Annotated in this window: 23 protein-coding genes; 6 read left to right on the top strand and 17 right to left on the bottom strand. The window is 39.8% G+C overall.

Features of this window, described 5'->3' with window-relative positions; genetic code table 11:
• Positions 1-203: 203 nt before the first annotated feature.
• Together pgm and seqA are read right to left on the bottom strand one after the other, a co-directional pair.
• Positions 204-1,865: a phosphoglucomutase (alpha-D-glucose-1,6-bisphosphate-dependent) gene (gene pgm, locus CMT41_RS06080; RefSeq protein ID WP_057180318.1), complete on the bottom strand. Its 1,662-nt coding sequence runs from the start codon at positions 1,863-1,865 to the stop codon at positions 204-206.
• 53 nt (positions 1,866-1,918) lie between these two features.
• The gene (gene seqA, locus CMT41_RS06075) at positions 1,919-2,521 is read right to left on the bottom strand and encodes a replication initiation negative regulator SeqA (RefSeq protein ID WP_057180316.1); all 603 of its coding nucleotides are present in this window, start codon (positions 2,519-2,521) and stop codon (positions 1,919-1,921) included.
• A 134-nt stretch (positions 2,522-2,655) separates the two neighbouring features.
• Here seqA and CMT41_RS06070 point away from each other — a divergent pair, with 134 nt between their 5' ends.
• The 5 genes from CMT41_RS06070 (at position 2,656) to fur (ending at position 5,336) form a co-directional block, all read left to right on the top strand.
• Positions 2,656-3,444: an alpha/beta fold hydrolase gene (locus tag CMT41_RS06070; protein WP_058026637.1), complete on the top strand. Its 789-nt coding sequence runs from the start codon at positions 2,656-2,658 to the stop codon at positions 3,442-3,444.
• A gap of 209 nt (positions 3,445-3,653) precedes the next feature.
• Positions 3,654-3,875, top strand: coding sequence for a DUF2788 domain-containing protein (locus tag CMT41_RS06065; RefSeq protein ID WP_057180391.1), 222 nt, complete (start codon positions 3,654-3,656; stop codon positions 3,873-3,875).
• A 3-nt stretch (positions 3,876-3,878) separates the two neighbouring features.
• The gene (gene ybfE, locus CMT41_RS06060; RefSeq protein ID WP_057180311.1) at positions 3,879-4,160 is read left to right on the top strand and encodes a LexA regulated protein; all 282 of its coding nucleotides are present in this window, start codon (positions 3,879-3,881) and stop codon (positions 4,158-4,160) included.
• A gap of 32 nt (positions 4,161-4,192) precedes the next feature.
• Positions 4,193-4,720, top strand: a complete 528-nt coding sequence (gene fldA / locus CMT41_RS06055; protein ID WP_057180310.1) for a flavodoxin FldA — start codon at positions 4,193-4,195, stop codon at positions 4,718-4,720.
• A 172-nt stretch (positions 4,721-4,892) separates the two neighbouring features.
• Positions 4,893-5,336, top strand: coding sequence for a ferric iron uptake transcriptional regulator (fur, locus tag CMT41_RS06050; RefSeq protein ID WP_057180308.1), 444 nt, complete (start codon positions 4,893-4,895; stop codon positions 5,334-5,336).
• Positions 5,337-5,532: 196 nt separating this feature from the next.
• Here the strand turns inward: fur and CMT41_RS06045 are convergent, their stop codons facing one another.
• On the bottom strand, positions 5,533-6,102 hold the full coding sequence (locus CMT41_RS06045; RefSeq protein ID WP_058026636.1) for a PhnA domain-containing protein: 570 nt from the start codon (positions 6,100-6,102) through the stop codon (positions 5,533-5,535).
• A 183-nt stretch (positions 6,103-6,285) separates the two neighbouring features.
• On the opposite strand from CMT41_RS06045, the gene sstT reads away from it, so the two are divergent.
• Positions 6,286-7,512 (top strand): serine/threonine transporter SstT, encoded by a 1,227-nt coding sequence (gene sstT, locus CMT41_RS06040; protein WP_057180306.1) that lies wholly within the window; start codon positions 6,286-6,288, stop codon positions 7,510-7,512.
• Positions 7,513-7,920: 408 nt separating this feature from the next.
• Here sstT and tilS read toward each other — a convergent pair whose 3' ends face one another.
• The 14 genes from tilS to uppS form a co-directional block, all read right to left on the bottom strand.
• Positions 7,921-9,342 carry a tRNA lysidine(34) synthetase TilS gene (gene tilS, locus CMT41_RS06035; protein WP_058026635.1) on the bottom strand — a complete coding sequence of 474 codons (1,422 nt, stop codon included), beginning with the start codon at positions 9,340-9,342 and terminating at the stop codon, positions 7,921-7,923.
• Between the two features lie 38 nt (positions 9,343-9,380).
• Positions 9,381-10,337 (bottom strand): acetyl-CoA carboxylase carboxyl transferase subunit alpha, encoded by a 957-nt coding sequence (accA, locus tag CMT41_RS06030; protein WP_058026634.1) that lies wholly within the window; start codon positions 10,335-10,337, stop codon positions 9,381-9,383.
• A gap of 78 nt (positions 10,338-10,415) precedes the next feature.
• Positions 10,416-13,973: a DNA polymerase III subunit alpha gene (dnaE, locus tag CMT41_RS06025; RefSeq protein WP_058028157.1), complete on the bottom strand. Its 3,558-nt coding sequence runs from the start codon at positions 13,971-13,973 to the stop codon at positions 10,416-10,418.
• An 83-nt stretch (positions 13,974-14,056) separates the two neighbouring features.
• The gene (gene rnhB / locus CMT41_RS06020) at positions 14,057-14,710 is read right to left on the bottom strand and encodes a ribonuclease HII (RefSeq protein WP_057180297.1); all 654 of its coding nucleotides are present in this window, start codon (positions 14,708-14,710) and stop codon (positions 14,057-14,059) included.
• 53 nt (positions 14,711-14,763) lie between these two features.
• Positions 14,764-15,930, bottom strand: a complete 1,167-nt coding sequence (gene lpxB / locus CMT41_RS06015) for a lipid-A-disaccharide synthase (RefSeq protein ID WP_058026633.1) — start codon at positions 15,928-15,930, stop codon at positions 14,764-14,766.
• A gap of 73 nt (positions 15,931-16,003) precedes the next feature.
• Positions 16,004-16,774: an acyl-ACP--UDP-N-acetylglucosamine O-acyltransferase gene (gene lpxA, locus CMT41_RS06010; protein WP_057180292.1), complete on the bottom strand. Its 771-nt coding sequence runs from the start codon at positions 16,772-16,774 to the stop codon at positions 16,004-16,006.
• A 48-nt stretch (positions 16,775-16,822) separates the two neighbouring features.
• On the bottom strand, positions 16,823-17,275 hold the full coding sequence (gene fabZ, locus CMT41_RS06005) for a 3-hydroxyacyl-ACP dehydratase FabZ (RefSeq protein ID WP_057180291.1): 453 nt from the start codon (positions 17,273-17,275) through the stop codon (positions 16,823-16,825).
• Between the two features lie 127 nt (positions 17,276-17,402).
• Complete coding sequence (gene lpxD / locus CMT41_RS06000) at positions 17,403-18,452, bottom strand: UDP-3-O-(3-hydroxymyristoyl)glucosamine N-acyltransferase (RefSeq protein WP_058026632.1); 1,050 nt, start codon at positions 18,450-18,452, stop codon at positions 17,403-17,405.
• Between the two features lie 66 nt (positions 18,453-18,518).
• A complete protein-coding gene (locus CMT41_RS05995) occupies positions 18,519-19,037 on the bottom strand; it encodes an OmpH family outer membrane protein (protein WP_057180287.1) in 519 nt (172 codons plus the stop codon).
• A gap of 116 nt (positions 19,038-19,153) precedes the next feature.
• Positions 19,154-21,694 (bottom strand): outer membrane protein assembly factor BamA, encoded by a 2,541-nt coding sequence (gene bamA, locus CMT41_RS05990; RefSeq protein ID WP_083494224.1) that lies wholly within the window; start codon positions 21,692-21,694, stop codon positions 19,154-19,156.
• Between the two features lie 836 nt (positions 21,695-22,530).
• A complete protein-coding gene (gene rseP, locus CMT41_RS05985; RefSeq protein ID WP_058026631.1) occupies positions 22,531-23,889 on the bottom strand; it encodes a sigma E protease regulator RseP in 1,359 nt (452 codons plus the stop codon).
• 21 nt (positions 23,890-23,910) lie between these two features.
• Positions 23,911-25,128 (bottom strand): 1-deoxy-D-xylulose-5-phosphate reductoisomerase, encoded by a 1,218-nt coding sequence (gene ispC / locus CMT41_RS05980; protein ID WP_058026630.1) that lies wholly within the window; start codon positions 25,126-25,128, stop codon positions 23,911-23,913.
• Between the two features lie 43 nt (positions 25,129-25,171).
• Positions 25,172-26,035 (bottom strand): phosphatidate cytidylyltransferase, encoded by an 864-nt coding sequence (locus CMT41_RS05975; protein WP_058026629.1) that lies wholly within the window; start codon positions 26,033-26,035, stop codon positions 25,172-25,174.
• Positions 26,036-26,125: 90 nt separating this feature from the next.
• A complete protein-coding gene (uppS, locus tag CMT41_RS05970; RefSeq protein ID WP_083494223.1) occupies positions 26,126-26,890 on the bottom strand; it encodes a polyprenyl diphosphate synthase in 765 nt (254 codons plus the stop codon).
• Positions 26,891-26,981: the final 91 nt, after the last annotated feature.

The raw sequence follows: 26,981 nt of genomic DNA, 5'->3' as shown, positions 1-26,981 counted from the left end.
TCAATATTCCCCTTTATCCGATTCTCAGCGTTAACACGTCGATAAATAACCCGTTATTCATAAACGTTTTGCCTTGATAATCGAATAAATTGAAACATTGATAGTGTATATTGCTACTTAATCTTGTATATTTTGTTCTTAAAAACCGTAAGTCGTTGTTTTTACTTAACCATCAAGCACTCATTATCCAGAGTTCAGGTTACTTACAAACCAGCAGCTTTGAATGAAGCACTGACCATAGCTTGCGCTTCGCTAATAATGACTTGCAAGTGCTTATCATCAATAAAGCTTTCGGCATAGATTTTATAAATATCTTCGGTACCTGAAGGACGGGCAGCAAACCAACCATTGTCGGTAACCACTTTTATGCCACCTATGGCCGCATTATTACCTGGTGCATGGGAAAGCACCTGGATAATTTTATCACCGGCAAGGGTTTTGGCTTTAACATCATCACTTGATAGCGCGGTTAATACCCGTTTTTGCTCCAGCGAGGCAACAGCTTCAACGCGACCATAACAGGGTTTACCTAAAGTTTTAGCAAGTTCAAGATAATATTGGTAAGGATCTTTTCCGGTAACGGCGAGTATTTCTGCCGCTAATAAAGCCAAGATAAAGCCATCTTTATCTGTGGTCCAAGTACTACCATCACGTGCTAAGAAAGAAGCGCCGGCGCTTTCTTCCCCGCCAAAGGCATAGCTGGCATCGGCTAAACCCTCGACAAACCACTTAAAGCCAACGGGGACTTCTGCTAAAGGTAGTTCAAGTTGCTTGGCAACGCGATCAATGAGTGAGCTAGACACTAAGGTCTTGCCTATTTTACAGCTTTTCGGCCAATTTCTATGGGTCATTAAGTAATGAATAGCGACAGCGAGGTAATGATTAGGGTTCATTAATCCGCCACTAGGGGTGACGATACCATGGCGATCAAAGTCTGGATCATTACCAACACTGATATCAAAATCATCTTTCATGGCAATTAAGCCAGCCATGGCATATTTTGATGAGCAATCCATACGAATTTTACCGTCTTTATCAAGAGGCATAAAAGCAAAACTAGCGTCAACCACTTCATTGACAACCTTAATATTCAACTGATAGCGCTTAGCAATAACAGGCCAATAATCAATACCAGAGCCGCCAAGAGGGTCCGCACCAATACGAATGCCAGCTTTGGCAATAGCTTCCATATCAATAACTTGTTCAAGCTGATTAACATAATGATTAATAAAATCTTCTTTAACAAGTAAAGGTGATGTTAACGCTTTTGGATAAGCAAGGCGTTTAACATCAACTAAGTCTGCGGCAATTAATTCATTGGCACGTTGCTCAATTTGTTTAGTGATGTCGCCTTCCGCTGGGCCGCCATGAGGAGGATTATATTTAATACCACCATCGCTAGGTGGATTATGTGAAGGCGTTATAATAATACCGTCAGCAAGCTGTTCCGCCTGTGTTTTATTATGACTAATGATTAAACGAGAGATCACCGGGGTTGGTGTAAAGCCCCTTCCTGATAAAGAGTCGCTTTGAACAACAACATTAACGCCATTAGCGATAAGTACGGTAATGGCACTAGCAAAAGCTGGCTCAGATAACGCATGAGTATCTTTCCCTAAAAATAACGGACCATGGATAGCATGTTGTTGGCGATACTCAGCTATAGCCTGGCAAATAGCCATAATATGTTGTTCATTGAAACTACGTTTGCTGGCACTGCCACGATGACCTGAGGTACCAAAACTCACTTGCTCTGCTGCTAAGCTAACATCTGGAGTTTGTAAAAAGTAGTCACTCACTAATTGACCAAGATTAATTCTATCTTGAGGACGAACAGGTTTACCCGCAAAAGGATGGACACTCATATATTCTTCTTAATGATTAATGGCTATTAGTTAGAGTCTATTCAACAATTTAGTTAAAGTAACTCACGAATTTTCTCAACATCAAGGTCACTATAACCTAGTGAAATTGAGGCTTTGGTTAACATCATTTTTTTACGTGTGGTGTTAGAGTTTGTGATAACCCAAAAAGGACTTTCGGGTATTTGGCGAGGTTTAGTGCTACTGCCACTTTCTGCTAATTTATTTTCACTGTTAGCAAAATACAAGCGATCACGACCACTGATCTCGGTTACTACCCCAAACTGTTGTGGATGAGCACGGTATAACGCAGCGAGGATTAATAAAAAACGGCCAACAGCGCCCCGTTGCATGGCCAGCTCTTCTTTATTAATAAAGTTAAACACTGTTTCATGACTATCAGGCAGCACTTTCACCCGCTTAATTGCCTCAGGCTCTTTGACTACGGCAGTGTTAACATGCACTACTGGTTTTTCAGAGTCAATGGCAACTTTCACTTCAATTTCAGCTGAAATTTCATTAACGGTAACGGCGGCAACGTCATTTGCTAAATCCAACTTTAGTAAACGACGTAAAATGGCAGAAGCACTTTCACCAATATATTGTGTATTCGTGGCAATGTATTGATAAAGCTCTTCATCTATTTCGATGTTTTTCATTGTTACCCTTAACTTAAATAATTCGCGGAATATTATATAGTGAAATGAGAGTCTGTTGAACTCATTTATTTGCAAATATAAGTTAAAAATATGACACTATTGTCAATAATGGACAAAAACAACCAAAGTAGAGTATGACAAAACAACCCGAAATACTGAATTATAAGCAAACCGGCACGGGTGAACACCTTGTGCTTATACACGGTTTATTTGGTAGCTTAGAAAACCTCAACATGGTGGCAAAACCTTTAAGTAAGACTTATTGTGTCACCAGTGTTGACGTAAGAAACCATGGTAATTCGTTCCATGCTAGCAGCATGAAATACTCTGAGTTAGCACAAGATATTATCAATTTATTAGACCATTTAAACATTGAGACTTGTCTATTGCTTGGCCACTCTATGGGTGGAAAAATAGCCATGCAAGTTGCTTTAGCGCAACCGGAACGGATCAGAAAATTACTGATAGCCGATATTGCCCCAGTGAGTTACCCGCCCCACCATTTAAAGATCATAACCGGCCTACAAGCTATCGATTTATCGCAAGTGTTTAAGCGAAAAGATGCTGATGAGCAACTTGCGCCTTTTGTCGATAACCTAGGGATTCGACAGTTTTTATTACGTAATTTAGCGCTTAATTCACATGGTGAATTCGCTTTCAAATGCAGCCTCAGCAACATTAGTTTGTGCTACCCGCAAATAATGCAAGCCAATGAATTAACAGCTAATCAAGTACCCTATAATGGGGAAACCTTGTTTATCAAGGGTGGAAATTCTGATTATATTTTGCCTGGACACAGAGAGGCTATTCTGGCCTTATTTCCCAACAGTAAAGCAAAAATAATTCAAGGCGCAGGACATTGGCTACATGCAGAAAAAACCCTAGCTTTTAACAAAATCGTGATTGATTTTATTAAGAGTTAACGACTGATAAATCGATATAAAATGATATTTAGTAGTTTACCTTACTAGCGTTAATGAAGTGAAAATACTGAGTGCCAACAAACACTATTGTTATTATTTAACCGTTAGTTAGAAATGCTAATGGCTTGGGGTAAATGATATGCTATAATCCCGCCAATTTTTTGGCCTTAATGTTTTTGGCCTTAGTGTATAAGAAACAATCAATCGCTATGCTAGTAGAACATTTTGAGCTTATTGAGGCTATTGGCCTGAATTTATTTTTCCTTTTTATCTTTGGTTTTATTGGCTTATCCATGCATGATTTGATGAATAAAAACGATGTGCCAAAAATGGGTAAAGTGGTCGTATACTTTGTTTTATTTTTTGGCTGTTTCGGTTTTGTGGTTAAGGGTATTATCCAGTTTGTCTGGGAAAATCAGGGTATGGGTTAACTCATGGCAAAAGAAATAACCGATTTAACCACTATTGATTTATTCAATAATGAAAAACGCCCTGGCCGCCCGAAAACGAACCCTCATTCTCGCAGCGTACAAATAAAGATTAATAAACGAAATCAAGTTAAACGTGATAAAAACAATGGCTTAAAGCGGGTAGAGTTTAAAGTTCATCACAGTTTATTCGAACAATTAGAGCAATTAGCTAACACTCAACAAGTGAGTCGAAGTGAATTAATAGAGGCGCTGCTGATAGAGTCATTAGCCGCACACGTTAAGTAATTTTTTAAGAAAGCATCATAAGGTAAAAATTCATGGCAATCGTAGGCTTATTCTTCGGCAGTGATACCGGTAATACTGAAGCAATTGGAAAAATGATCCAGAAAAAACTTGGCAAGAACCTGGTTGAAGTTAAAGACATCGCCAAAAGTACTAAAGAGGAAATCGCTGAGTTTGATTTACTAATTTTAGGCATTCCTACCTGGTATTACGGCGAAAACCAATGTGATTGGGATGACTTTTTACCTGATTTAGAAGAAATTGATTTCACCGACAAATTAGTTGCTATCTATGGCCTAGGCGACCAAGAAGATTACGCCGAATACTTCTGTGATGCAATGGAGCCATTACGCGATATCGTTGAGAGTAAAGGTGCCATCGTTGTTGGCAACTGGCCAACCGAAAGCTATGAGTTTGAAGCATCAAAAGCCCTTGTTGATGAAAATACTTTTATCGGCTTATGTATTGATGAAGATAGACAGAGTGAATTGACTGAAGAACGTGTTGATAAATGGCTCGTGCAATTGAATGATGAAATGTGTTTGGCTGAATTTTCCGCATAACCTTACATTACCCATGGATATAATAGAAATACAGCCCATTAAATGGGCTTTTTTTTTAGCTTTTTAAACAATACTAATAATTTCACCAAAGAATAAAACTAAAGCTTTTCTCTTTCTCTATAACCCCCTATAATTTTGATATTACATTACTTAATCACCTTAGAGACTTAATATGGCTGAACAAAACGAAGAACTGAAAAGAGCTGGATTAAAAATCACCCTACCTAGAATAAAGATCCTTAGTATTCTTCAACAGCCAAATAATCAACACATCAGTGCTGAAGATGTTTATAAAATATTACTAGTGCAAAATGAAGAAATTGGCTTAGCTACGGTATACCGAGTATTAAACCAATTTGATGATGCTGGTATCGTTACCCGCCACCATTTTGAAGGTGGCAAGTCAGTATTTGAATTAGCCCATAAAGCGCACCATGACCATTTGGTCTGTTTAAAGTGTGGTAAAGTAATCGAGTTTGAAGATGACGTGATTGAACAAAGACAAAGAGATATTGCCGTTGCTAACAAGGTAAAACTAACCAATCATAGCTTATACCTTTATGGTGAATGTGAAGATCAAGAGGCTTGTGAGTCTTTCAGAAAGAATCACCAATAAATAGTTTTCTCGTTTGAGTAAGTGAGCTAATGATTCTCTTAGCTAACAACTTACCCCTTATCTACATAAAAACGCTGTGATATCACTATCACAGCGTTTTTTATTGTCTGAGCCTAGGCTAATTAAAGCATACCTTGACGTCACTTGTTCGCAGAGCAACCGCGAACATTGAGTCGATTTGAATCGTTAGCTGATATCAGGCTTTTTTCAAGAAAGCTGATACTAGGACAATACGAGTACCATTCACCTTACCTTCAATATGTTCAGGGTTCTCCGTGAGTGTTATACCACGTACCATGGTACCTTGCTTGGCGGTAAAGTTTGCCCCTTTGACTTTTAAATCTTTAATCAAGGTAACATTATCACCATCTTGTAATTCTGTACCATTACTATCTCGGGTAGGTCCATTACTACGCTCTGCGGCAATGCCCTGTTCAGCCCACTTTTTCACCTCATCTTCCATGTAAATCATCTCTAAGGCATCTTGTGCCCAACTTTCCGCAGACAGTTTGTGCAATATTCGATAAGACATAACTTGCACTGCAGGCTCTTGATTCCACATACTGTCATTTAAACAGCGCCAGTGGTTAAGGTCTAACTCACTTTGTCCTTCAATCTGTGATAAGCAATTTTGACAGATATAAATAGACTGCTGAGCACTTAAATCACTTGTTGGTGGTACCGGATAAACGACTAAGGCATCGTTACTAGTACATAGTTCACAGCTATTATTACTACGGTTCTTTAATGCTTGTTCTGCAGGCATAGTGTTTCCAAAGGTGATCATTATATTAATGGCGCAATTATACCCGCATGGTCTTTTATTTCTATGACTAAAGTCATTTTAGCGCTTAATTCTCCTCGTTGGTCGAATAGATCTAGACAATGACTATTCTTCAATGATAAAACCTCCCTCATAAATAATAATCACCGAGTAACAGGCTAAACAATGACCCGCGCAACAACACCTAATGCATCATTTTTTCAAAAATTAAAATCGACCAGTTTGGTAAGCCAAATAATTATCGCAATTATTTTAGCTAGTATATTTGCCACCATATCACCAGAGTCAGCCAAGGAATTTGGCATGCTCGGCAGTTTATTTGTTAGCGCATTAAAAGCGGTTGCTCCAATTCTAGTGCTGGTATTGGTTACCTCAGCTATTGCTAATCAAAAACTCGATAGTAGTGCCGAATTAAAACCTATCGTTAGCTTATATTTAATAGGTACCCTAAGTGCGGCCTTTATAGCGGTCTTATTAAGTTTTGCCTTCCCCACTGTGCTGACCTTAGATTTAGCCGGAGCTAGCGCTAATCCGCCGCAAAAATTAACCGAAGTGCTGGCTACGCTGGCTTTTAAAGTGGTTGAGAATCCAATAACGGCTATTGCTAATGGTAATTTCATCGCTGTACTTGCTTGGGGCTTGGGGTTAGGTTTTTCATTAAAACATGCTAGTGAGTCAAGTAAAGCCATGGTGCATGACTTAAGCGAAGCTATTTCTAGTATTGTACGCCTGGTAATACGCTTTGCGCCACTGGGCATCTTTGGTTTAGTGGCCGATACCATTGCGACTACGGGTTTTAGTACTCTAGGCGAATATACGCACTTGGTTGCCGTATTACTCAGCGCTATGTTAATTATTGCTTTATTAGTAAACCCTCTTATTGTCTTTATCATCACCAAGAAAAACCCTTATCCTTTAGTCTTTACTTGCCTTAGAGAGTCAGGTATTACCGCATTTTTCACCCGTAGTTCAGCCGCAAATATTCCGGTGAACATGGCATTATGTAAAAAGTTAGATTTACATGAAGATACCTACTCGGTGTCGATTCCATTAGGCGCAACTATTAACATGGCAGGCGCTGCTATTACCATTACCGTATTAACATTGGCGGCAGCAAATAGTTTAAATATTGAAGTAAGTTTTGGCACCGCGATATTACTCTCCGTGGTCGCCTCTATTTCAGCTTGTGGCGCTTCGGGTGTGGCTGGTGGCTCTTTATTACTTATTCCTTTAGCCTGTAGCTTATTTGGCATAAATAATGACATTGCTATGCAGGTTGTTGCTATTGGCTTTATTATTGGTGTTATTCAAGACTCAGCCGAAACAGCATTGAATAGCTCGACGGATGTAGTATTTTCAGCGGCAGCATCACACTATATAACTAAGAGCTAAGAGCTAAGAGTCGTATTAAACATTGCCCCTTTAGCTAAACTTTAAACAAGCCATAAAATAAAAGGCGGCCAGTACAATGTTGTACTGGCCGCCTTTTATTTTTTAATATTAAGCTGGTAGGGAGGGTATGCTCATTACTTATATCAGTACCACTATGTAACCTGAACTATGGATAAGCAGCACTTGCTCAATATTCCCCTTTATCTGATTATCAGCGTTAAAACGTCGATTAATAACATGTTATTCATAAACGTTTTACCTTGATAATCGAATAAATTGAAACATTGATAACATATATTGCGACTGATTTGGTAAATTTTATTCTTAATAATCGTAAGTTGTTATTTTTACTTAGCCATCAAGCACTCATTATCCAGAGCTCAGGTTATGTAGTTAACCTTTATTAGTTTAATGATTATCAGAAACTGATGATGATATAAGCATGCCTGCTTCGCTGTCATTGGCAATAAATGGCTGACAAATAAAATGGCCTATCGCTGCGACCAACTCACTATCATAATATAAGAAAGCAATGCGTTTACGCTGCCATGGGGCAATATTTAACTCTTGTAGTACCTTCTTGAGCTTACGAGAATGCTGTCTAAAATCAGGCAAGCACTTAGGATTTTGATGACTAAAACGAACACTGACTTGCTGCCCTTGCTTAGGTAAGCAAATTCGGAGCATTGCCCTATCTTGATTGTTATTTTTTTTGCTATTAATATTAAAAACCAACTCACCCAAGTTATCCGGTAAAGTCAATAAGGGTTTGCTCTGCTGGCCATTACCTTGAGGTCGGTTACCTTGCAAGCAGACGCCTTCGCAGAGGTCGACTTGCCCTTGCCAGTCACTAATATCGTTATAATCTGGGGTTAAAAATAATTGCCCTTTAAAGCGGCGAAATACCTGTAGTCCAACTTTAATTTGTGGATTTTTATCATCGCCGGCCGCTAACTGCAGTCTTACTTGCTTAACTTGCTCAGTCGTTGGCATCAAGCAAGCATGTTGCGCCATAAAAAAGCGAATGAGGTTATTAAAGCGTGCTATTGATAACAACGTTAACTGCTCAATATGCAAACTTTCCTCACTGGCTCTGCATAGGCTCAAGTCTTGCTCAGCCAGTTCATCTAATAACTCTTGTCCCGCTAAACAATGGCTAGCACTGCGATTAATAGTGTTACTAATACTGGGCCAGCGTTGACGCAAAAGGGGCATAAGCTGTTGCCTGATAAAGTTACGATCAAAACAAGTATCAAGGTTTGACTCATCTTCGACCCAACTAAGCTGATGAGCTTTAGCATAGGCTTCTATTTCTTGACGAGAAATAGCCAGTAAAGGACGAAGCAATAAATGCTGACCAAGTTGAGAGACTACTGCCATGGCCGCTAAACCTTTCAAACCAGCACCACGTTTAAGTGCTAATAAAAAAGTCTCACTTTGATCATCACTATGATGGCCAGTTAAAATTAATGACTTTTTGTGTCTCACTGATCTTAACGCTTGATATCTTGCCTCTCGAGCCAAGGCTTCAAGCGAGTGCTGTGCTTGCACCTGCACCTGCACCTTTTTAACAATAAGGTTAAATGACAGTTTAAGGCATTCTTGCTGAGCAAATTCTTGCCAGCTAGAAGCATTATCACTGAGTCCATGATTAACATGACAAACCGTAATCGTATTAGTAATAACTTTATTTTGTTTTAAATGCGCTATGGCATGTAAGAGGACTTGTGAGTCAACCCCACCACTGTAGGCAATAATAAGCTCAATATCTCCGTAAGGTTGGAGGTATTGTTTAATGGTAGCGTGAATGACTGAGGATATTTTTTGCATAGGAAAAGCCAACAGCAAGTTGCCGTTGGCAGTATTAATTAACAGTAACCAAATGACATTAATCTGTCATAACGTTGCTCAATAAGCTCTTCTTTACTTAAGCCTGCTAACTCGGCTAGATCTTTCTTAAGCGCTTGTTTAAGGTTAGCGGCCATCAGATCTATATCGCGATGTGCTCCACCTAATGGCTCTTCAACAATACTATTGATCAGATCTAATTCTTTGATACGTGTTGCGGTTATGCCCATTGCAGCAGCCGCAGTAGGAGCTTTGTCGGCTGTTTTCCATAAAATAGAGGCACAACCTTCTGGGGAAATTACTGAATATGTAGCATATTGCAACATGTTTACTCTGTCACCAACACCAATCGCCAGTGCACCACCCGAGCCGCCTTCACCAATAACGGTACAAACAATAGGTACCGTTAGCCGCGCCATTACTTTTAAGTTACGGGCAATAGCTTCACTTTGGCCTCGCTCTTCCGCACCAACGCCTGGATAAGCACCCGGTGTATCAATAAAGGTGATGATCGGCATATTAAAGCGTTCGGCCATTTCCATTAAACGCAAGGCTTTTCGATAGCCTTCTGGACGTGGCATACCAAAATTACGTTTGATTTTTTCAGAGGTTACTCGGCCCTTTTGATGACCAATAATCATCACTGGTTGACCATCTAAGCGCGCAGTACCGCCAACAATAGCTCTATCATTAGCATAAGCGCGATCTCCAGCTAACTCATCAAATTCGGTAAAAATACGAGGAATATAATCCAGTGTGTAAGGACGTTGGGGATGACGTGCCACACGCGCGGTTTGCCATGGGTCAAGGTTGGCAAATATTTTTTTAGTTTGTTCTTTATTTTTTTCGCGCAGTTGCTTGATTTGATCGTCTAAATCAAGATCAAGCTCTTGGCCGTTATTGACTAACTCTAGCTCTTCTATTTTTGCATCAAGCTCAGCAATAGGCAGCTCGAAATCTAAAAAGTTTAATGACATGCTTATTTTTACCTAATAAATCTAGTTAATTTTAAAATCGTTTTAAGCTATTAAAATTTATAACATTTCAATAGCGAGTTATTTAAATTCCATGGTGACATTGTCTTCACCAAGCAATGTTTTTAATTCATATAACAACATATCGGTCGGCGTTACTCGCCATTGTACGCCGAGCTCAAGTATAGCTTGAGCTTCTTCGCGCTGATAAAAAACTCTTACCAGACAGGTACCTTCTTTAAAAGGCGTTAATACCTGGGCAAACTTTTCAATAAAGTTATCAGCTATCAAGCTGTTATCGACTTTAATATCAATAGAGCTAAGATAATTTTCGCGCGCGTCAGTGACTGTCATTATATCCCGAGCGGTCATTATATTACCACCTGAATAATCATCAAAGCTGACCAGTCCACTACAAACCAAAATAGCATCATTTACCAGCAACTCAGCAAAGCGATCATAGTCATCGGGAAAGAGGCGAATATCCATACGGGCACTCTTATCATCTAAGGTAACTAATGCCCAGCGTCGCCCGCGCTTATTGACTAACACCCGTACGCCAATGACTAATCCAACGGCGACCGCTTGATTATCACGACCTGTTGGCTGCATGCCAACGAGTCGACTAGTCGAATATTTTTTTATTTCACTTAAATAACGATTGATCGGGTGCCCAGTTAAATAAAGCCCCAAGGTTTCTTTTTCACCATCAAGCCAAACTTCTTCAGACCAGGCTTTAACGTCTTTAAACGCTTGTCTTGAATCAGTTTGCTCATCATTAATTAAGCCAAATAAATCATTTTGGCCTAATGACTCAGCTTTGGCATGTTGCTCTGCCGCTTTAATAGCTTCAGGCAGATTTTCAAATAGTGCCGCTCGGTTAGCACCTTGCTCCTTGGTTGAGCCCTTTTGATACTTGGGACCTAAGGCGTCCATGGCACCTGATTTTATTAATTTTTGTAAAACACGTTTATTGGTCTTTTTTAAGTCCAAACGTGCACATAAATCAAATAAATCACTAAAAGGACCACCGGCTTGACGTGCGGCAATAATAGCTTCAATTGGGCCTTCACCGACCCCTTTAATAGCGCCAATACCATAGACAATTTGATCGTCATCATTGACGGTAAACTTGTATTGTCCGGCATTAACGTCTGGGGGCAATAAATCGATACCCATATTGCTACATTCATCAACCAAGATAACAATTTTCTCGGTATTATCCATGTCTGCCGACATTACCGCCGCCAGAAAAGGTCCAGGAAAATGGGTTTTCATCCATAATGTTTGGTAAGAAACTAAGGCATAAGCGGCAGAGTGAGATTTATTAAAACCATAACCAGCAAATTTCTCCACTAAATCGAAGATTTTCATCGCCAATTCGCCATCAACGCCACGATCCCTGGCACCTTGTTCAAAACCGGCGCGTTGCTTAGCCATTTCTTCAGGTTTTTTCTTACCCATGGCACGGCGTAGCATGTCGGCACCGCCCAGTGAATACCCCGCCAGTACTTGCGCAATTTGCATCACTTGTTCTTGATACAAGATGATGCCATAGGTAGGTTCGAGCACAGGTTTTAAGTCAATATGCTGCCACTTTTCATCGGGATAACTGACTTCTTCACGGCCATGTTTACGTTCGATAAAGTTATCAACCATGCCAGATTGCAAAGGTCCTGGGCGAAATAAAGCCACCAGTGCGATGATATCTTCAAAACAATCCGGTTTTAGCTTCTCAATTAACGACTTCATGCCGCTAGATTCAAGCTGAAATACTGCCGTCGTTTTCGAGGCAAGTAACAGCTTATAACAGGCTCTATCTTCAAGATCTATTTTGGTGATATCAATAGGCTCTTTGCCGACTTTAAGTAATTTTGCATCAGCCATTTCAATGGCCCATTGCAAAATGGTCAGTGTTCTTAAACCTAAGAAATCAAATTTAACTAAACCTGCATCTTCAACATCGTTTTTATCAAACTGGGTAACTGGGTTTTTACCTTCGGCATCACAATAAAGTGGCGCAAAATCTGTGATAGTGGTCGGAGAAATAACCACACCACCCGCATGTTTACCCGCATTACGTGTCGTGCCTTCAAGTATACGGCACATATCAATAAGGTCTTTGACTTCAGTATCTTGAGCGTAGAGCTCGGGTAACTTAGGTTCTTCTTCAAAGGCTTTAGCTAAGGTCATGCCTGGGGTCATTGGAATAAGCTTTGAAAGTCTATCAACAAAACCGTAGGGATGACCCAATACACGGCCAACATCACGGATAACGGCCTTCGCCGCCATAGTACCGAAGGTAATAATTTGCGAAACCGCATCACGACCATAAAGCTCGGCCACATGATCAATAACTTCATCACGCCGGTCCATACAGAAATCGATATCGAAATCGGGCATGGAAACACGTTCTGGGTTTAAGAAGCGTTCGAATAATAAGTCATATTTCAAGGGATCAATATCGGTAATATTAAGCGAATAGGCAATCAGAGAGCCAGCACCTGAACCTCGCCCAGGGCCTACAGGAATATTGTGGTCCTTACTCCACTGGATAAACTCCATCACGATGAGAAAATAACCGGGAAAACCCATGTTATTGACCACTTCAAGTTCTCTTTTTAAACGCTCGTCATAGCGAGCTCTAATGTCAGCAAAGTCATCGGCCTTACGATCAAAAAGCTGGTCAAGACGTTTTTCTAAGCCTTCTTCTGATACTTTAATGAAGAAGTCATTAATTTCCAGCCCTTCGGTGGGAAAGTCTGGTAAGACATATTCACCTAAAGTTACCGTAACATTACAGCGTTTTGCTATTTCGACACTATTGGCTAATGCTTCGGGGATATCGCTGAACAGCTCACACATCTCTGCTTCGCTGCGTAAATACTGCTCAGGACTGTATCGCTTAGGACGCCTCTTATCATCTAGGGTAAAACCATCATGAATGGCAACACGAATTTCATGGGCATCAAAGTCTTCTGGTGAAAGAAACATCACTTCATTGGTAGCAACCACGGGCAAATTTTGCTGTTCAGCTAGGGCAACGGCAAGGTGAATATAGTTTTCTTCATCCTCGCGACCCGTTCTCACTAACTCAAGAAAAAAGCAACGATCAAAATGTTGCTGGTAAAAACTGACCATCTCATTAACAAGTTCAGCATTACCTTTTAGCAAGGCTTTACCTATATCACCTTCACGACCACCAGAAAGTAAAAGTAAGCCTTCTTTATATTCTATCAGCCATGATTTATCAATAACGGCTTTATTTTGTATATGTCCACGCAAATAGGCTTTAGAGATAAGTTCGGTGATATTTTTATAACCGACATTATTGGTGGTAAGCACCACTATTCGTGAGAGCTCATCTGCCAACTCATCACTTTTCACCCAAAGATCACAGCCAATAATAGGCTTGAGACCAGCATTGTGAGCCGCATGGTAATATTTCACCAAGCCACATAAGTTAGTTTGGTCAGTCAGCGCTATCGCTGGCATATTGAACTCAGCAGCTCGAGCAATTATCGGTTTGACCTTTTTTAAGCCATCACACATAGAAAAATCACTATGTACACGTAAGTGGATAAATTTAGGCGGCTGATAAACGCTTGGCTCTTCCGTTACTATTTCTTCGGTATGCATCTCAGTCATAATTCTGTATACCTTTACTCATACCTTCATTCATGGATTTACTCATGCTTTTACTCATGCTTTTACTCATGCTTTTACTCATGGTAAGTACCTAATACCCTAGCGACAGGTTTAAAGCTTTGTCGATAGCAGTCAAGTACACCATGCTCAATAATTTTCTCTAAATGCAACTTGGTTGGATAACCTTTGTGTTTAGCAAAACCATACTCAGGGTGGAGTTTATCTAAGGCGATCATTTCAGCATCGCGAGCAACTTTAGCAATAATCGAAGCCGCGCTTATTTCGGCAACTCGGGCATCACCTTTAACCACAGCTTGACTAGCAATCTTGCCATTGAGTCTTTGCCCTTCTCTATTTGAGCTTAAAAACGTTGGGCAGCGGTTGCCATCAACAAGGACAAAATCAGGCTCGACACTAAGGCAGGTTACAGCACGCTGCATGGCAAGCATGGTAGCGTGCAAAATATTTAGGCTGTCTATTTCTTGTGGGCTTGCTCGTCCTATTGACCAGGCAATTGCCTTGGCTTTTATTTCAATAGAAAGTTGAGCTCTTTTCTTTTCTGACAGCTTTTTAGAATCCTTTAATCCTGCTATGGGGTTATCTGGATCTAGGATGACGGCAGCAGTAACGACATCGCCGACCAAAGGACCACGACCTACTTCGTCAACACCGGCGATACAATAGGCGACGGGATACTCAAATTCAGGAAATGTTTGCTTGCTCGGCATAAATTTTGTCTTATATTATTTATTAAGGACTATGGCTTGAAATTATAGATTAGCTAGGGTTTTGTCGATAAAACAGCAAGTACTGCCTTGGCAGCTTGCTCACTTGCATCACACTTTAATTGCAGATGAATGCTCTGGTAACTGTTATTAAGCTGACTTTGGTCATGATATAAACGCTCTTTAATTAACGGCACAATATTGTCTGGGCACACTTGCTTTTGCAATAATTCAGGTACTAAAGACTTATTTGCTAATAAATTAGGTAAAGAAAACCATTCTAATTTAACCAACCAGCGTGCTAAATAAAAGGTTACTGGGCTAAACTTATAACAAATGACCATTGGCCTTTTAATTAAAGCAGCTTCTAGGGTAACCGTACCTGATGCGGTTAATAAACAATCACTGGCTGCCATCACGGTTTGAGTTTGATTGAGGATGACTTTAACCGCTAAATCCGGGGCAAGCTCAGCTTTAAGGGCATTAAATTGTTCAACACGTTGCTCGCTAATCATAGGGGCGACAAAAACCAAGTCACTATCTTGGGCCTGTAATTGCTTGGCACTGGCAAAGAAATCGCCAAGTAAACGAGATAATTCCCCCCCGCGACTACCGGGCATAAGTGCCAGGATTTTTTTGTCTTGCGCTAAACCTAGCTTAGTTCTGGCGAGCGCTTTATCACTTTGCATGGGGATATCATCAGCGAGAGGATGGCCGACAAAAGTACAAGGCACATTATGTTTATCATAAAAGGCTTTTTCAAAGGGCAATAAAGCCAGCACCATGTCCGTTGCTTTGGCAATTTTAAAGATCCGTTTTTCCCGCCAAGCCCAGACAGACGGGCTAACATAATGTACCGTTTTTATCCCCTGAGCCTTAAGCTTTAGCTCAAGACCTATATTAAAGTCAGGCGCATCAATACCAATAAAAACAGCGGGTTTATTGCTAGTAAAATAATCTGTTAAGGTTTTACGGACATGTAATAAACGTCGGATACGGCCAAGAACTTCTACCAAGCCCATCACAGACAACTCGTCCATGGCAAATAGGCTTTCAAAACCAAGTGCTTGCATCTTAGGGCCACCAATACCAATAAATTTAGCATTAGGGTGTTTTTTTTGTAATGAAGTTATCAGGCCTGCGCCTAAAGTATCACCTGAATGTTCACCAACAACAATGGCAAATACCATGTGTTGGCGGGCATTTTGATTCTGAGCAGTCATAGGCGTTAAAAGTACTTAAAGTTAACGGTACCGGCATTAGGTACGTCCTAAGGCAGGTATTAACGGCAGTTCTTTAACGAATTATGCCGCGATTAGATGTTTTGATTGAGTCACAAAACAGTTGTAATTCTGAAGATTGTGCTGGCATTTCACTGATTTTATTTAATGCTTCGGCAACGGATAAACCTTGGCGGTACATTATTTTATAAGCACGTTTAATGGTTAATATGGTGTCATTAGAAAAACCACGACGTCTTAGCCCTTCACTATTTAAGCCAAAAGGTTTAGCTGGTTGCCCTGACGCCATAACATAGGCAGGCACATCTTTAAGTATTAAGGCATTACCGGCAATAAAACTATGTGCGCCTATATGGCAGAACTGATGTACTCCTACCATGCCACCAATAATAGCATGATCACCAACGTGCACATGACCGGCAATAGAAGCATTATTAGCAAAAATACAATGACTGCCAACCACACAATCGTGAGCAACATGGGTATAGGCCATAAATAAATTATTACTGCCTATTTGGGTAATACTATTATCTTGAATCGTGCCACGGTGAATAGTACAAGACTCTCGAAAGGTATTATTGTCACCAATAACCAACTCTGTTGGTTCACCAGCGTATTTAAGGTCTTGACAATCTTCACCAATACTGGCGAATTGAAAAATTCGGTTACCTTTACCTAACCGAGTTGGGCCATTAATAACCACATGTGAGCTGATCTCACAGTTATCACCAATAACTACATTACCGGCAATATAAGTCCAGGGACCTATGGTAACATTTTCGCCAATAACAGCGCCTGGCTCAATAATAGCTTGAGGATGAATCATGAGTTTACTCTTCTACTGGATAAGTGTAGGTTTATGATTAAATAAACGTTATAAAGTACGACGTGCACACATAAGATTGGCGCTACAAACCACCTCGCCATCAACACGTGCTTCACCATAAAACTTCCACATTCCTTGACGTTCTTTTAGAAGTTCAACATGTAAGTGCAGGGTATCGCCTGGATATACTGGCTTTTTAAACCTAGCCTTATCTATAGAGGCAAATAAGTACATTTCATTTTTACCACGACCTTTACTACTTTTAAAGCCAAGAATACCCGTTGCCTGTGCTAAGGCTTCTAAAATTAAAACACCCGGAAATATTGCTAACTCTGGAAAATGGCCATTAAAAACAGGTTCGTTAATTGTGACATTCTTTATGGCATGTAACGATTTCCCTGGTTCATGATCAACGACTTTATCCACTAATAACATCGGGTATCTGTGAGGTATTAGTGTTTTAATTTCGTTAAGATCGATTGGTTTTTTTACAGTGTCCAAATGAATATTCCTTGTTGGCTAACACGATTAGTTAATAGATAACTAATCGTGTACTATCTTTGCGTCAAAGTCATCTTGTATGATGGCAGTAACTTTACCGTATTTTACGCATTGGCGGGGTTAATAGCTAGTTATTCGCGAGTAATTTTTCTAACTCTTTCACCCGTTTAGTTAAGCGTTCAAGTCGCTTCACCCTAGCATTGGTTTTATTCCATTCTTTATTTGGCACGGCTGGCATACCAGAAGAATAAACACCGGCTTGGCTAATATCTTTAGTGACCATAGCCATGCCAGTAAAAACACAGTTATCGGCAATATTTATATGACCATTTACGCCAACTAAGCCTGCTATGGTACAGTTTTTACCCATAACAGTACTACCCGCAATAACACTACAAGCGGCCATAGCGGTGTTTTCACCCACAATAACATTATGGGCAATTTGTATCTGGTTATCTAAAATTACACCGTCTCGTATTTCGGTGTTATCCAGTGCACCTCGGTCAATGGTGGTACTAGCACCAATTTCAACGTGGTTGCCAATAATAACACTACCAAGCTGTGGGATTTTATGCCATTTATATGGTCCCTTAACTGGCGCATAACCAAAGCCATCAGAGCCAATAACGGTATTAGCTTGAATTAAACAATGATGACCAATTTGTACTTGATGGTAAATAGTAATATTTGCCCAAAGCGTGCTTGCCTCACCAATCTTGACTCCTTGACCGATAAAACAGCCAGCACCAATACTGACGTTATCCGCTAATTTCACCCCGGATTCAATGACGGTATTAGCGCCAACACTGACATTGTTACCAATAGCAACATTGTCAGCAATAACCGCGCTTGCATGGATACCCAGAGCAACTTTTGGCGTGCTATCAAGCAAATTAGCCAGTATAGCATAGCCCATATAGGGGTTATCCATTACTAGAACACTGACTGGGCAGGATTCTGCGGCATCAGCTGCAAGAATAACTGCACTCGCCTTGGTTGAGTTCAGTTGTGGCTGGTATTTATTATTGGCTAAAAAAGCCACTTGCCCGGTTGCCGCATTGGTTAACGTTGCTAAGCTACTTATTTGAGTTAGAGCTACCTTTGACTCATCCAGCTCTGCTGGTATTATCAATTTGGCCTCTAGCTTGATAGCTATTTCAGCTAACGTATAAGTCATATCAGTGCCTCTTACCACGATGATTAAATACAATCACCAATATTAATGATAATGATATTTATGCGGTTATTTAAGCTTGCTAACATGCTCTACCACAAGGTCAGTGATACTCGCATTGGGTTTAGAATAAACAACGGCTTGTTGAGAAAGTACTAAGTCATAATCTTGTTTAGCCGCAATATTATCGACCGCTTTACGTACTAAAGCGATAATTTTATTGGTCTCTTGGTTTTGACGTTGAGTCGCTTTTTGTTGTAGTGCTTTACCTTTAACTTGGTATTCTTGAAATAATGACTTAATTTTAACTTCTAACTCTTCTTTTTCTTTAACACTCATTAATGAGCCATCACGCTTAAGTTTTTCTCGATAATATTTAATGTCTTTTTCAAGCTGAGTGATAATAGCTTTATCATCTTTGAACTCGGCTTCTAAGCTTTGCATTAAAGCAGCTGTTTGCGGAATTTTACTCATTATTTCTTGAAAATTTACTACCGCAATTTTTTGCTCTGCAGCCATGATTGAATTTGCTAATAATATACCTGACGCAGCTACGCCCATAACCATAGTTTTGATAACTTTATTCAACGTTGTTCCCCTTTATTTATTATTTTTCTTACTATTCACACGGATAATTATTTCTGTCGGCTAATATAGCAAGATTGATTGATATTACGCAGCTAAAACCTATTTTATAAAATGATTTAAAAGGTTTTACCAATATTAAAGCTAAAGAATGAAGTATCGTCACCTTCTTCTTCCCTTATGGATTTAGCAAAACTAAATATCATTGGTCCCATGGGCGAAAGCCATTGAATTGAAATACCTGCTGAACTACGAAAACGTGTCGGATCAGCATAATCAGCAATTTTATCATATTCATTCGCAGCTAAATCTTGATAATTATCTAAATTAAACTCGGTATCCCAAACATTTCCCACATCCCAGAATAAACTGGTACGAACACTGTTCGCATAACTTTCATCTAAAAATGGTGTCGGTACTATCAGCTCTATCCCTGCTATTGCCATGGCATTACCACCAACCGAACGTTCATTGACATAAATAGCATCATTACTTGGCCCTAAACAACAGCTACCATCAGAAAGTTTTTGAGGGGTACGATATATTGCCCGTGGTCCAATAGTATTATTTTCAAAACCACGTACGGTGTCCGAACCACCGGCACTAAAGTTCTCCCAGAAAGGTAACAGTTGATCATTGCCTTCAATTTGCCCATAACCATTGGCATAACCAAGCTGTATGCGAGTTAACACTGACCATTTTTGATTTCGTGTTAAAGGAAAATAAAACTTCGCATCATAATTTATTTTAAAATACTGTAAATCGGATTTTGGCGAAGTCATTTTAACATTAAATCGTTGCGTTGAACCGGCTGTGGGGAAGGTACCTCGGTTTAAAGTACTACGAGATATGCCCGCATTTAAATCCAATGTTTTAAATTCTAGTTGGCCATCGGGTTCATTTGGATCGGCGTAAATATCGTAAAAGTCTTGAATTTGATCATAGGCTTGTAATTGCGATATTTGGTTGTACTTCCAACCGATGCCAAAATTTAACCTTAGATATTCATTTACCGGAAAGCCCCAGTTGAGGCCCAGACCAAAGGTTTTATTATTATACTCAACCATATTGGCATTACCGGCATCGTATTCGCTATAGTAAACTTGTCCACCAAGGGAAATAGCATCGACGGTAAAATAAGGGTCGGTAAAAGAAATGGTGGCACTTTTTTGATAATAATTCTTCGCTATATTAAAGCCAAGTTGATTACCTGTCCCTAAAAAGTTATTTTGCTGAACCCCTGCATTTAAGCTTAGTTTGGTTTGTGAGCCATAACCAACACCGGCATTGAAGGAGCCCGAGGGTTGCTCTTTAACAGTAAAATCGATATTAACTAAATCGTCTTCGCCCTCAATTTGTTTGGTTTCAAACTCCACGGTTTCCATATAAGGCAAACGCATCAACCAAGACTTCGACGATTCTACTACGCCATTAGATAACCAAGCTCCTTCCATTTGACGCATTTCACGGCGTAATACGTGGTCAGCAGTCACATGGTTACCGGTAAAGTTAATGCGATTAACATAAATACGTTTACCCGGGTCAATCGATATAGATAATTTAACCGTATGGTTTTCATCATCTATTTCTGGAATGGTGGTCACTTTCGGATAAGCATAACCATAGCGTCCTAGAAACTTACTAATAACGTCTTCGGTATAAGTGATTTCTGCGCCGTTATACAATTCACCCGCTTGTAGAGGGTTAATAGCACGTATGGTATTTTCAAAACCAGCCATATCACCAACAAAGTCTACTTCACTGATGCTATAGGTCTCTCCTTCACTGACATTTAGAGCGATATACACTGCCTTTTTATCCGGAGTCATTGACACTTGGGTTGAGTCTATTTTAAAACGCAAATAGCCTCGGTTAAGATAATAGCTATTAATCGTTTCAATATCTCCTTGCAATGCTTGTTTTTGGTACCTATCTTGTGCCATAAAATTCCACCAAGGAGAATCAAAGGTGAGCTCTATTTTATCTAATATTTCTGCATTGGTAAAAACTTCATTACCGATAATATTTATTTGCTTAATGGCAGCAGAATCACCTTCGACAAAAGTAAACTCTAAATTAACTCTATTTCGCGGTAAATGGGTAATTTTAGCGGTAACTTTAGCATTGTACTTACCGACACTATGGTAAAAATTTTCTAAGCCCATTTCGATACCCGCAATTACGGTACGATCAAGGGTTTCACCAACACGAATATTACTACCATCAAGACTTTCAGTTAACTGCTCATCTTTAAGGTCGCTATTACCATCAAAAATAATTTCACTGATAGTCTCTCGCTCTTTTACCCGATAGACCAAGCGGTTACCATCACGATAAACACGGATATCATTAAAGTGACCTGATTGATAAAGCGCCTTGATTGACTGTGATATCCGAAAGTCATTAAGGTTATCACCAACATTGAAGGGAATGTGGGTTAACGCAGCACCTAAAGCAACACGCTGTAGACCTTTAACTTCAATATCTTCGACTTGAAAGCTTGACGAAGCTTGAGCATTTTCAGCTGATGTTCCAAGAGCATCACGCTGCAGACCTTTAACGTCAATATCTTTAACTTGAAAGCCTTTTCCAGCTTGAGCATCTTGTGTTGTTCCTAGCGCACCTAATAGGAGGGCAAAGGCAATTTTTTTCATGATCATATATTATAAACTTCGTTACTTCTTTTTATAAAAACTATTAGCTACACACTCAAGACGTTACTATTGCGCTAATTCTCAACTAAAATCGTAAATAACAAGCGGTATTACCTAGTAAACTAAGACACACTACTTGCCATCGGCCTTTTCTGGCACTTATTTCCCGGTATAAATCTTTGCTTAGCATCCCAACAACAAAGTAAGTGCGGTTCTTAGCTTCGTTAGCCTAGAACCCGACTAAAATCGTTAAATAATCTCGTTGCCGTGTTAACAGCAAGTAATCATCAATAATCTTATGGCAACAAATTTAAATCTAGCTTCGTTAGCCTAGAACCCGACTAAAATCGTTGAATAATCTCGTTGCCGTGTTAACAGCAAATAAGCATCACAAATAAGCATCAATAATCTTATGGCAACAAATTTAAAGCTAGCTTCGTTAGCCTAGAACCCGACTAAAATCGTTAAATAATCTCGTTGCCGTGTTAATAGCAAGTAATCATCAATAATCTTATGGCAACAAATATAAATCTAGCTTCGTTAGCCTAGAACCCGACTAAAATCGTTAAATAATCTCGTTGCCGTGTTAACAGCAAATAATCATCAATAATCTTATGGCATCAAATTTAAAGCTAGCTTCGTTAGCCTAGAACCCGACTAAAATCGTTGAATAATCTCGTTGCCGTGTTAACAGCAAGTAATCATCAATAATCTTATGGCAACAAATTTAAAGCTAGCTTCGTTAGCCTAGAACCCGACTAAAATCGTTAAATAATCTCGTTGCCGTGTTAACAGCAAGTAATCATCACTAATGCTAAAGCCAAAATTTAAAATCAGCTTCGTTAGCCTAGAACCCGACTAAAATCGTTAAATAAACCAATGGCCATTAACATCAATAATGCTATGGCACCAAATTTAAAGCCAGCCTCTTGTACCTTCTCGGGTACTTCTTTCCCCGTTAAAAGTTCTATAACATAATAGAGTAAGTGTCCGCCATCAAGTACTGGTAGCGGTAAAAGGTTAATTATTCCTAAATTAATACTAATTAGCGCTAAAAAGCCTAAAAAATAAACAAAACCATGACTAGCACTGGCACCTGCTCCTTGAGCAATACCGATGGGACCACTCAAATTTTTGACTGATATATCACCAGTGAGCAATTTACCTATCATACCAAAGGTTAAGGTGGTTAAATTCCAAGTACGTAGAGCACTTTCCTTTATCGCCTCAATAGGACCATATTTTAATTCAATTAATAGCGTCTCAGGCCAAGCATCCACTTTAGGGGCTACGCCGATAAAACCAACAGTTTTTCCCGCTTGCTCAATACTGTCAGGTGTCACCGATAATGTCAGTATGTCACCATTTCGCTCGATGGTGATGAATACTTCTGCCGATGGAAATTTTTTTATTTCCTTAGCAAAGGATAACCAGTCACTGGTTTTAACATCAGCCACTGCAATCAGTTTATCACCCACCAATAGCCCAGCTAAGGCGGCAGGACTTTCTTTTGCTATCGCTGATAATTCGTTATGTACTTTAGGCCGAAAAGGGGTAATACCTAAACTTGTTAGTGCTGAGGTTTTATCTGGTGAAAACTGCCAATTACGAGTATCTAAAATAAAACTTGTAACATATTGGCTATCGGTTTGTTTGGTTTTTATGGTAATTTTTTCATTGCCAATTTGAGCAATAAGCGCCAGATTAACCTCCTGCCAATCCCGAGTAACATTACCAGCAATACTGACAATTACACTATTGTCAGTTAGCTTAGCTTTAGCCGCAATTGAGCTTGGCACTATATCACCAATCACCGGCTTGACACCGGGTACACCAATTAAGAACATCAGGTAAAAAGCAAATAAAGCAAAGATAAAATTTGCTAAGGGTCCGGCCGCCACTATGGCTATACGCTGATAAACTGATTTACTGTTAAAAGTTTTATCTTTATCTTCGGGCTGAACATCGTCGACACGTTCATCCAGCATTTTGACATAACCACCGAGTGGTATCATGGCCAAAACATATTCAGTACCATCTTTAGCTGTTTTTCGCCAGATGGCCCGGCCAAAGCCGACAGAAAAACGCTCAACTTTGACGCCATTTTTTCTTGCGACCCAAAAGTGACCATATTCATGTACTGTGACGAGTATGCCCAAGGCGACAACAAACGATGCTAGGTTCCAGAAAAAATCAAACATATTACTTATTACCCGTTAACATTACTGACATTTACTGACCTCAAAGTCAGCTAACAATGTTTGTGCAAAAATTCGCACTTGCTTATCAAGGGCAATCACCTCATTTATATTACCTACCTGTTCTGAGACAAATTTTTTCACAGAAGTTTCATTTATTTTAAATATATCGGTAAACTTTATTTCTTCGTCTAAAAACGCAGCGACAGCAATTTCATTCGCGGCATTAAGCGCTGTACAAGCAGCTTGACCTTGTTGACAAGCATCAATAGCTAACTTCAAATTAGGGTACCTCGCAAAATCAACGGCTTGAAATTCAAAAGATGCTATTTGAAAGAAGTCCAGCGGTGCAACGCCCGACTCTATTCGATCCGGAAAACTCAAAGCATGGGCAATTGGCGTGCGCATATCTGGATTACCCATTTGGGCAATAACTGATCCGTCTTTATATTGCACCATTGAATGTATGATACTTTGTGGATGTAATACCACTTGAATATCTTCAGCTTCAACATTAAAAAGCCACTTAGCTTCAATAAATTCGAGGCCTTTATTCATCATAGTGGCTGAGTCGACAGATATTTTACGGCCCATATCCCAGTTAGGGTGTGCACAAGCTTGTGCAGGCGTTACCGATTCTAGTTGTTCAATGGCCATTGTTCTAAAAGGGCCACCAGAGCCGGTTAGCAGTATTTTACTGATGCCACTAGCACGCAATTGGCATTGACCAAGATTACCTTGCTGGTGAGAGGGTAAACATTGAAAAATGGCATTATGTTCACTATCAATGGGCAGTAGCTCTGCTCCTGAAGCTTTTACCGCCGCCATAAAAATAGCGCCTGAGGTCACTAAAGCTTCCTTATTTGCCAACAATACCCGCTTGCCCGCATTCACTGCCGCAAGCGTGGGTAATAGACCAGCAGCGCCGACAATGGCAGCCATTACCGTATCAGTAGATTTACATTGAGCAAGTTCAATTAAGGCTTGCTCACCTGATAATACCTTAATGTCATTAACATTAACGTGCTCAAGCTTTTGCAACAATAACTCGGCATGTTCACTTGAAACAAGTACTACTTGCTGAGGTTTGAATTCAAGACATTGCTTAAATATAATGTCAACGCTCGCATGAGCCGCTAAACTGATTACTTGAAACTTATCTGGATGAAGACGTACCACATCTAAAGTACTACTACCAATGGAGCCAGTGGAACCTAAAATACAAAGTTGACGTTTTAACACGTTTTTACCTCAATAAATCAAAATGCTAATAATGTAAAAATTATCAAGCAAGTAATATGTAACAAAGCGCAAAAACTGGTGCCGTTGCCGTTAAACTATCTATTCTATCTAAAATACCGCCATGGCCTGGTAAGATTGCGCCACTATCTTTAACACCTGCCTGGCGTTTAAACATACTTTCCGTTAAATCACCTATAACAGAAATAGAGCTAATCAATACGGTAACCAGTAAGGCAGAAATAAACTGTTTGCTAGTCCAGTGTAATGAAATACCGACAACTAGGGTTAATATTACCGCGCAAAATACACCGCCAAGAAAACCTTCCCTGGTTTTTCCTGGACTAACATTGGGCATAAGTTGATGTTTACCCATTGCTTTACCGATAAAGTAAGCACCAACATCTGCGCTCCACACCAGCATAAATAAGTACATCAATAACTGCGCGCCGTGGTACTCATCAAGAGTGTAGTTGTGAGTCCGCAAAATCATAAAGGCAAGCCAAGTTGGCACTAAGGTTAACCAACCAAACAAGCCAATAACAAGTCTGTTTTTCGCCCACAACGTGCTGGACTTGGGGTATGAAAACATTAATAAAGCAGCAAAAAACCACCAAATAACACTTAACCACAATAATGAGGTCAACTCAAAGGGTAAACCAGTGACAGTGAACCAAGCGGTATCTACTGGTAAATACCACCATAACAGCCCAATTAATGCTGTGGTAACCCATACATAGGCTAAACGTTGTATGGTGTTAGTTAGTCCGATAAAACGAGCCCATTCCCAGGCTCCTATAGCGATAATGGCCATTAAAAGCCCAGCAAAGTAGCTTATAGGTAAATAGAAAATAGCTGTTATTGCTGTTGGTGCTAATATTAAAGCCGTTATAATTCTTTGTTTTAACAAGGGCTACCCTTTTATTTTTATAGACTGTTGTTATAGACTTTGATGGTCATGCAAGCTTTGAGTATAATCATTCTGGCTTGCTGTTATTATTTATCTTTGCTCGTTTCTTGCTTGTTCACCGGTTTTACCAAAACGGCGCTCGCGCTGGTCAAAGCAGTTTATTGCCTGTTCAAATTGCGCTTCATTAAAGTCGGGCCATAATATATCGGTGAAATATAGCTCTGCATAAGCGGCTTGCCATAAAAGAAAATTACTAATGCGAAAGTCGCCACCGGTGCGGATTAATAAGTCAAGTACGGGTAGATCTGCTAGACAGGTTTGTGCATTAAGTGTCTGCTCATTAATATCATCAAGTGACATTGTGCCTTGTTGAACATCACTAGCAAGTTTCTTAGCTGCTTGGGCGATGTCCCATCGACCACCATAATTTGCTGCCACCGATAATACCAAGCCAGTATTTCCGGCAGTAAGTTGCTCTGACTTAGCAATATTCTGCTGTAATTTATCAGAAAACCGACTCAAATCACCTATCACTTGAAAGCGAATATTATGTTTATGCAAACGTTTAACTTCTTTAGTTAGTACATACATAAACAAGTCCATCAGCACACTAACTTCTTTTGCGGGGCGTTGCCAATTTTCACTACTAAAGGCAAAAAGCGTCAGTGCTTTAACCTTAGCTTTTCGAGCACAAGCAACCACAGCGCGTACTGATTTAACACCCGCTTTATGTCCTGCCACTCGTCCTTTGCCTTGTAACTGAGCCCAACGGCCATTACCATCCATGATGATAGCTACATGTTGAGGAATATTTTTATTTTCAGCTTGCTCAGCTAAGACGTTACTATTATCCACTTAACAATTACCCACTTAACAATTACCCATTAATTATTTAAGACATCGCTTATTTAAATCATGCCGATTAAAGTCACGATTAATTTATTAA

Source organism: Colwellia sp. MT41 (genome assembly GCF_001444365.1).
GTDB lineage: Bacteria > Pseudomonadota > Gammaproteobacteria > Enterobacterales > Alteromonadaceae > Colwellia > Colwellia marinimaniae.
This window is presented reverse-complemented; position numbering and strand designations above follow the sequence as displayed.

Bases quoted from the DNA above. Each gene is read 5' to 3' on its own strand.
- pgm (WP_057180318.1), bottom strand. From the start codon at position 1,865: ATGAGTGTCCATCCTTTTGCGGGTAAACCTGTTCGTCCTCAAGATAGA.
- seqA (WP_057180316.1), bottom strand. From the start codon at position 2,521: ATGAAAAACATCGAAATAGATGAAGAGCTTTATCAATACATTGCCACG.
- CMT41_RS06070 (WP_058026637.1), top strand. From the start codon at position 2,656: ATGACAAAACAACCCGAAATACTGAATTATAAGCAAACCGGCACGGGT.
- CMT41_RS06065 (WP_057180391.1), top strand. From the start codon at position 3,654: ATGCTAGTAGAACATTTTGAGCTTATTGAGGCTATTGGCCTGAATTTA.
- ybfE (WP_057180311.1), top strand. From the start codon at position 3,879: ATGGCAAAAGAAATAACCGATTTAACCACTATTGATTTATTCAATAAT.
- fldA (WP_057180310.1), top strand. From the start codon at position 4,193: ATGGCAATCGTAGGCTTATTCTTCGGCAGTGATACCGGTAATACTGAA.
- fur (WP_057180308.1), top strand. From the start codon at position 4,893: ATGGCTGAACAAAACGAAGAACTGAAAAGAGCTGGATTAAAAATCACC.
- CMT41_RS06045 (WP_058026636.1), bottom strand. From the start codon at position 6,102: ATGCCTGCAGAACAAGCATTAAAGAACCGTAGTAATAATAGCTGTGAA.
- sstT (WP_057180306.1), top strand. From the start codon at position 6,286: ATGACCCGCGCAACAACACCTAATGCATCATTTTTTCAAAAATTAAAA.
- tilS (WP_058026635.1), bottom strand. From the start codon at position 9,342: ATGCAAAAAATATCCTCAGTCATTCACGCTACCATTAAACAATACCTC.
- accA (WP_058026634.1), bottom strand. From the start codon at position 10,337: ATGTCATTAAACTTTTTAGATTTCGAGCTGCCTATTGCTGAGCTTGAT.
- dnaE (WP_058028157.1), bottom strand. From the start codon at position 13,973: ATGCATACCGAAGAAATAGTAACGGAAGAGCCAAGCGTTTATCAGCCG.
- rnhB (WP_057180297.1), bottom strand. From the start codon at position 14,710: ATGCCGAGCAAGCAAACATTTCCTGAATTTGAGTATCCCGTCGCCTAT.
- lpxB (WP_058026633.1), bottom strand. From the start codon at position 15,930: ATGACTGCTCAGAATCAAAATGCCCGCCAACACATGGTATTTGCCATT.
- lpxA (WP_057180292.1), bottom strand. From the start codon at position 16,774: ATGATTCATCCTCAAGCTATTATTGAGCCAGGCGCTGTTATTGGCGAA.
- lpxD (WP_058026632.1), bottom strand. From the start codon at position 18,452: ATGACTTATACGTTAGCTGAAATAGCTATCAAGCTAGAGGCCAAATTG.
- bamA (WP_083494224.1), bottom strand. From the start codon at position 21,694: ATGATCATGAAAAAAATTGCCTTTGCCCTCCTATTAGGTGCGCTAGGA.
- rseP (WP_058026631.1), bottom strand. From the start codon at position 23,889: ATGTTTGATTTTTTCTGGAACCTAGCATCGTTTGTTGTCGCCTTGGGC.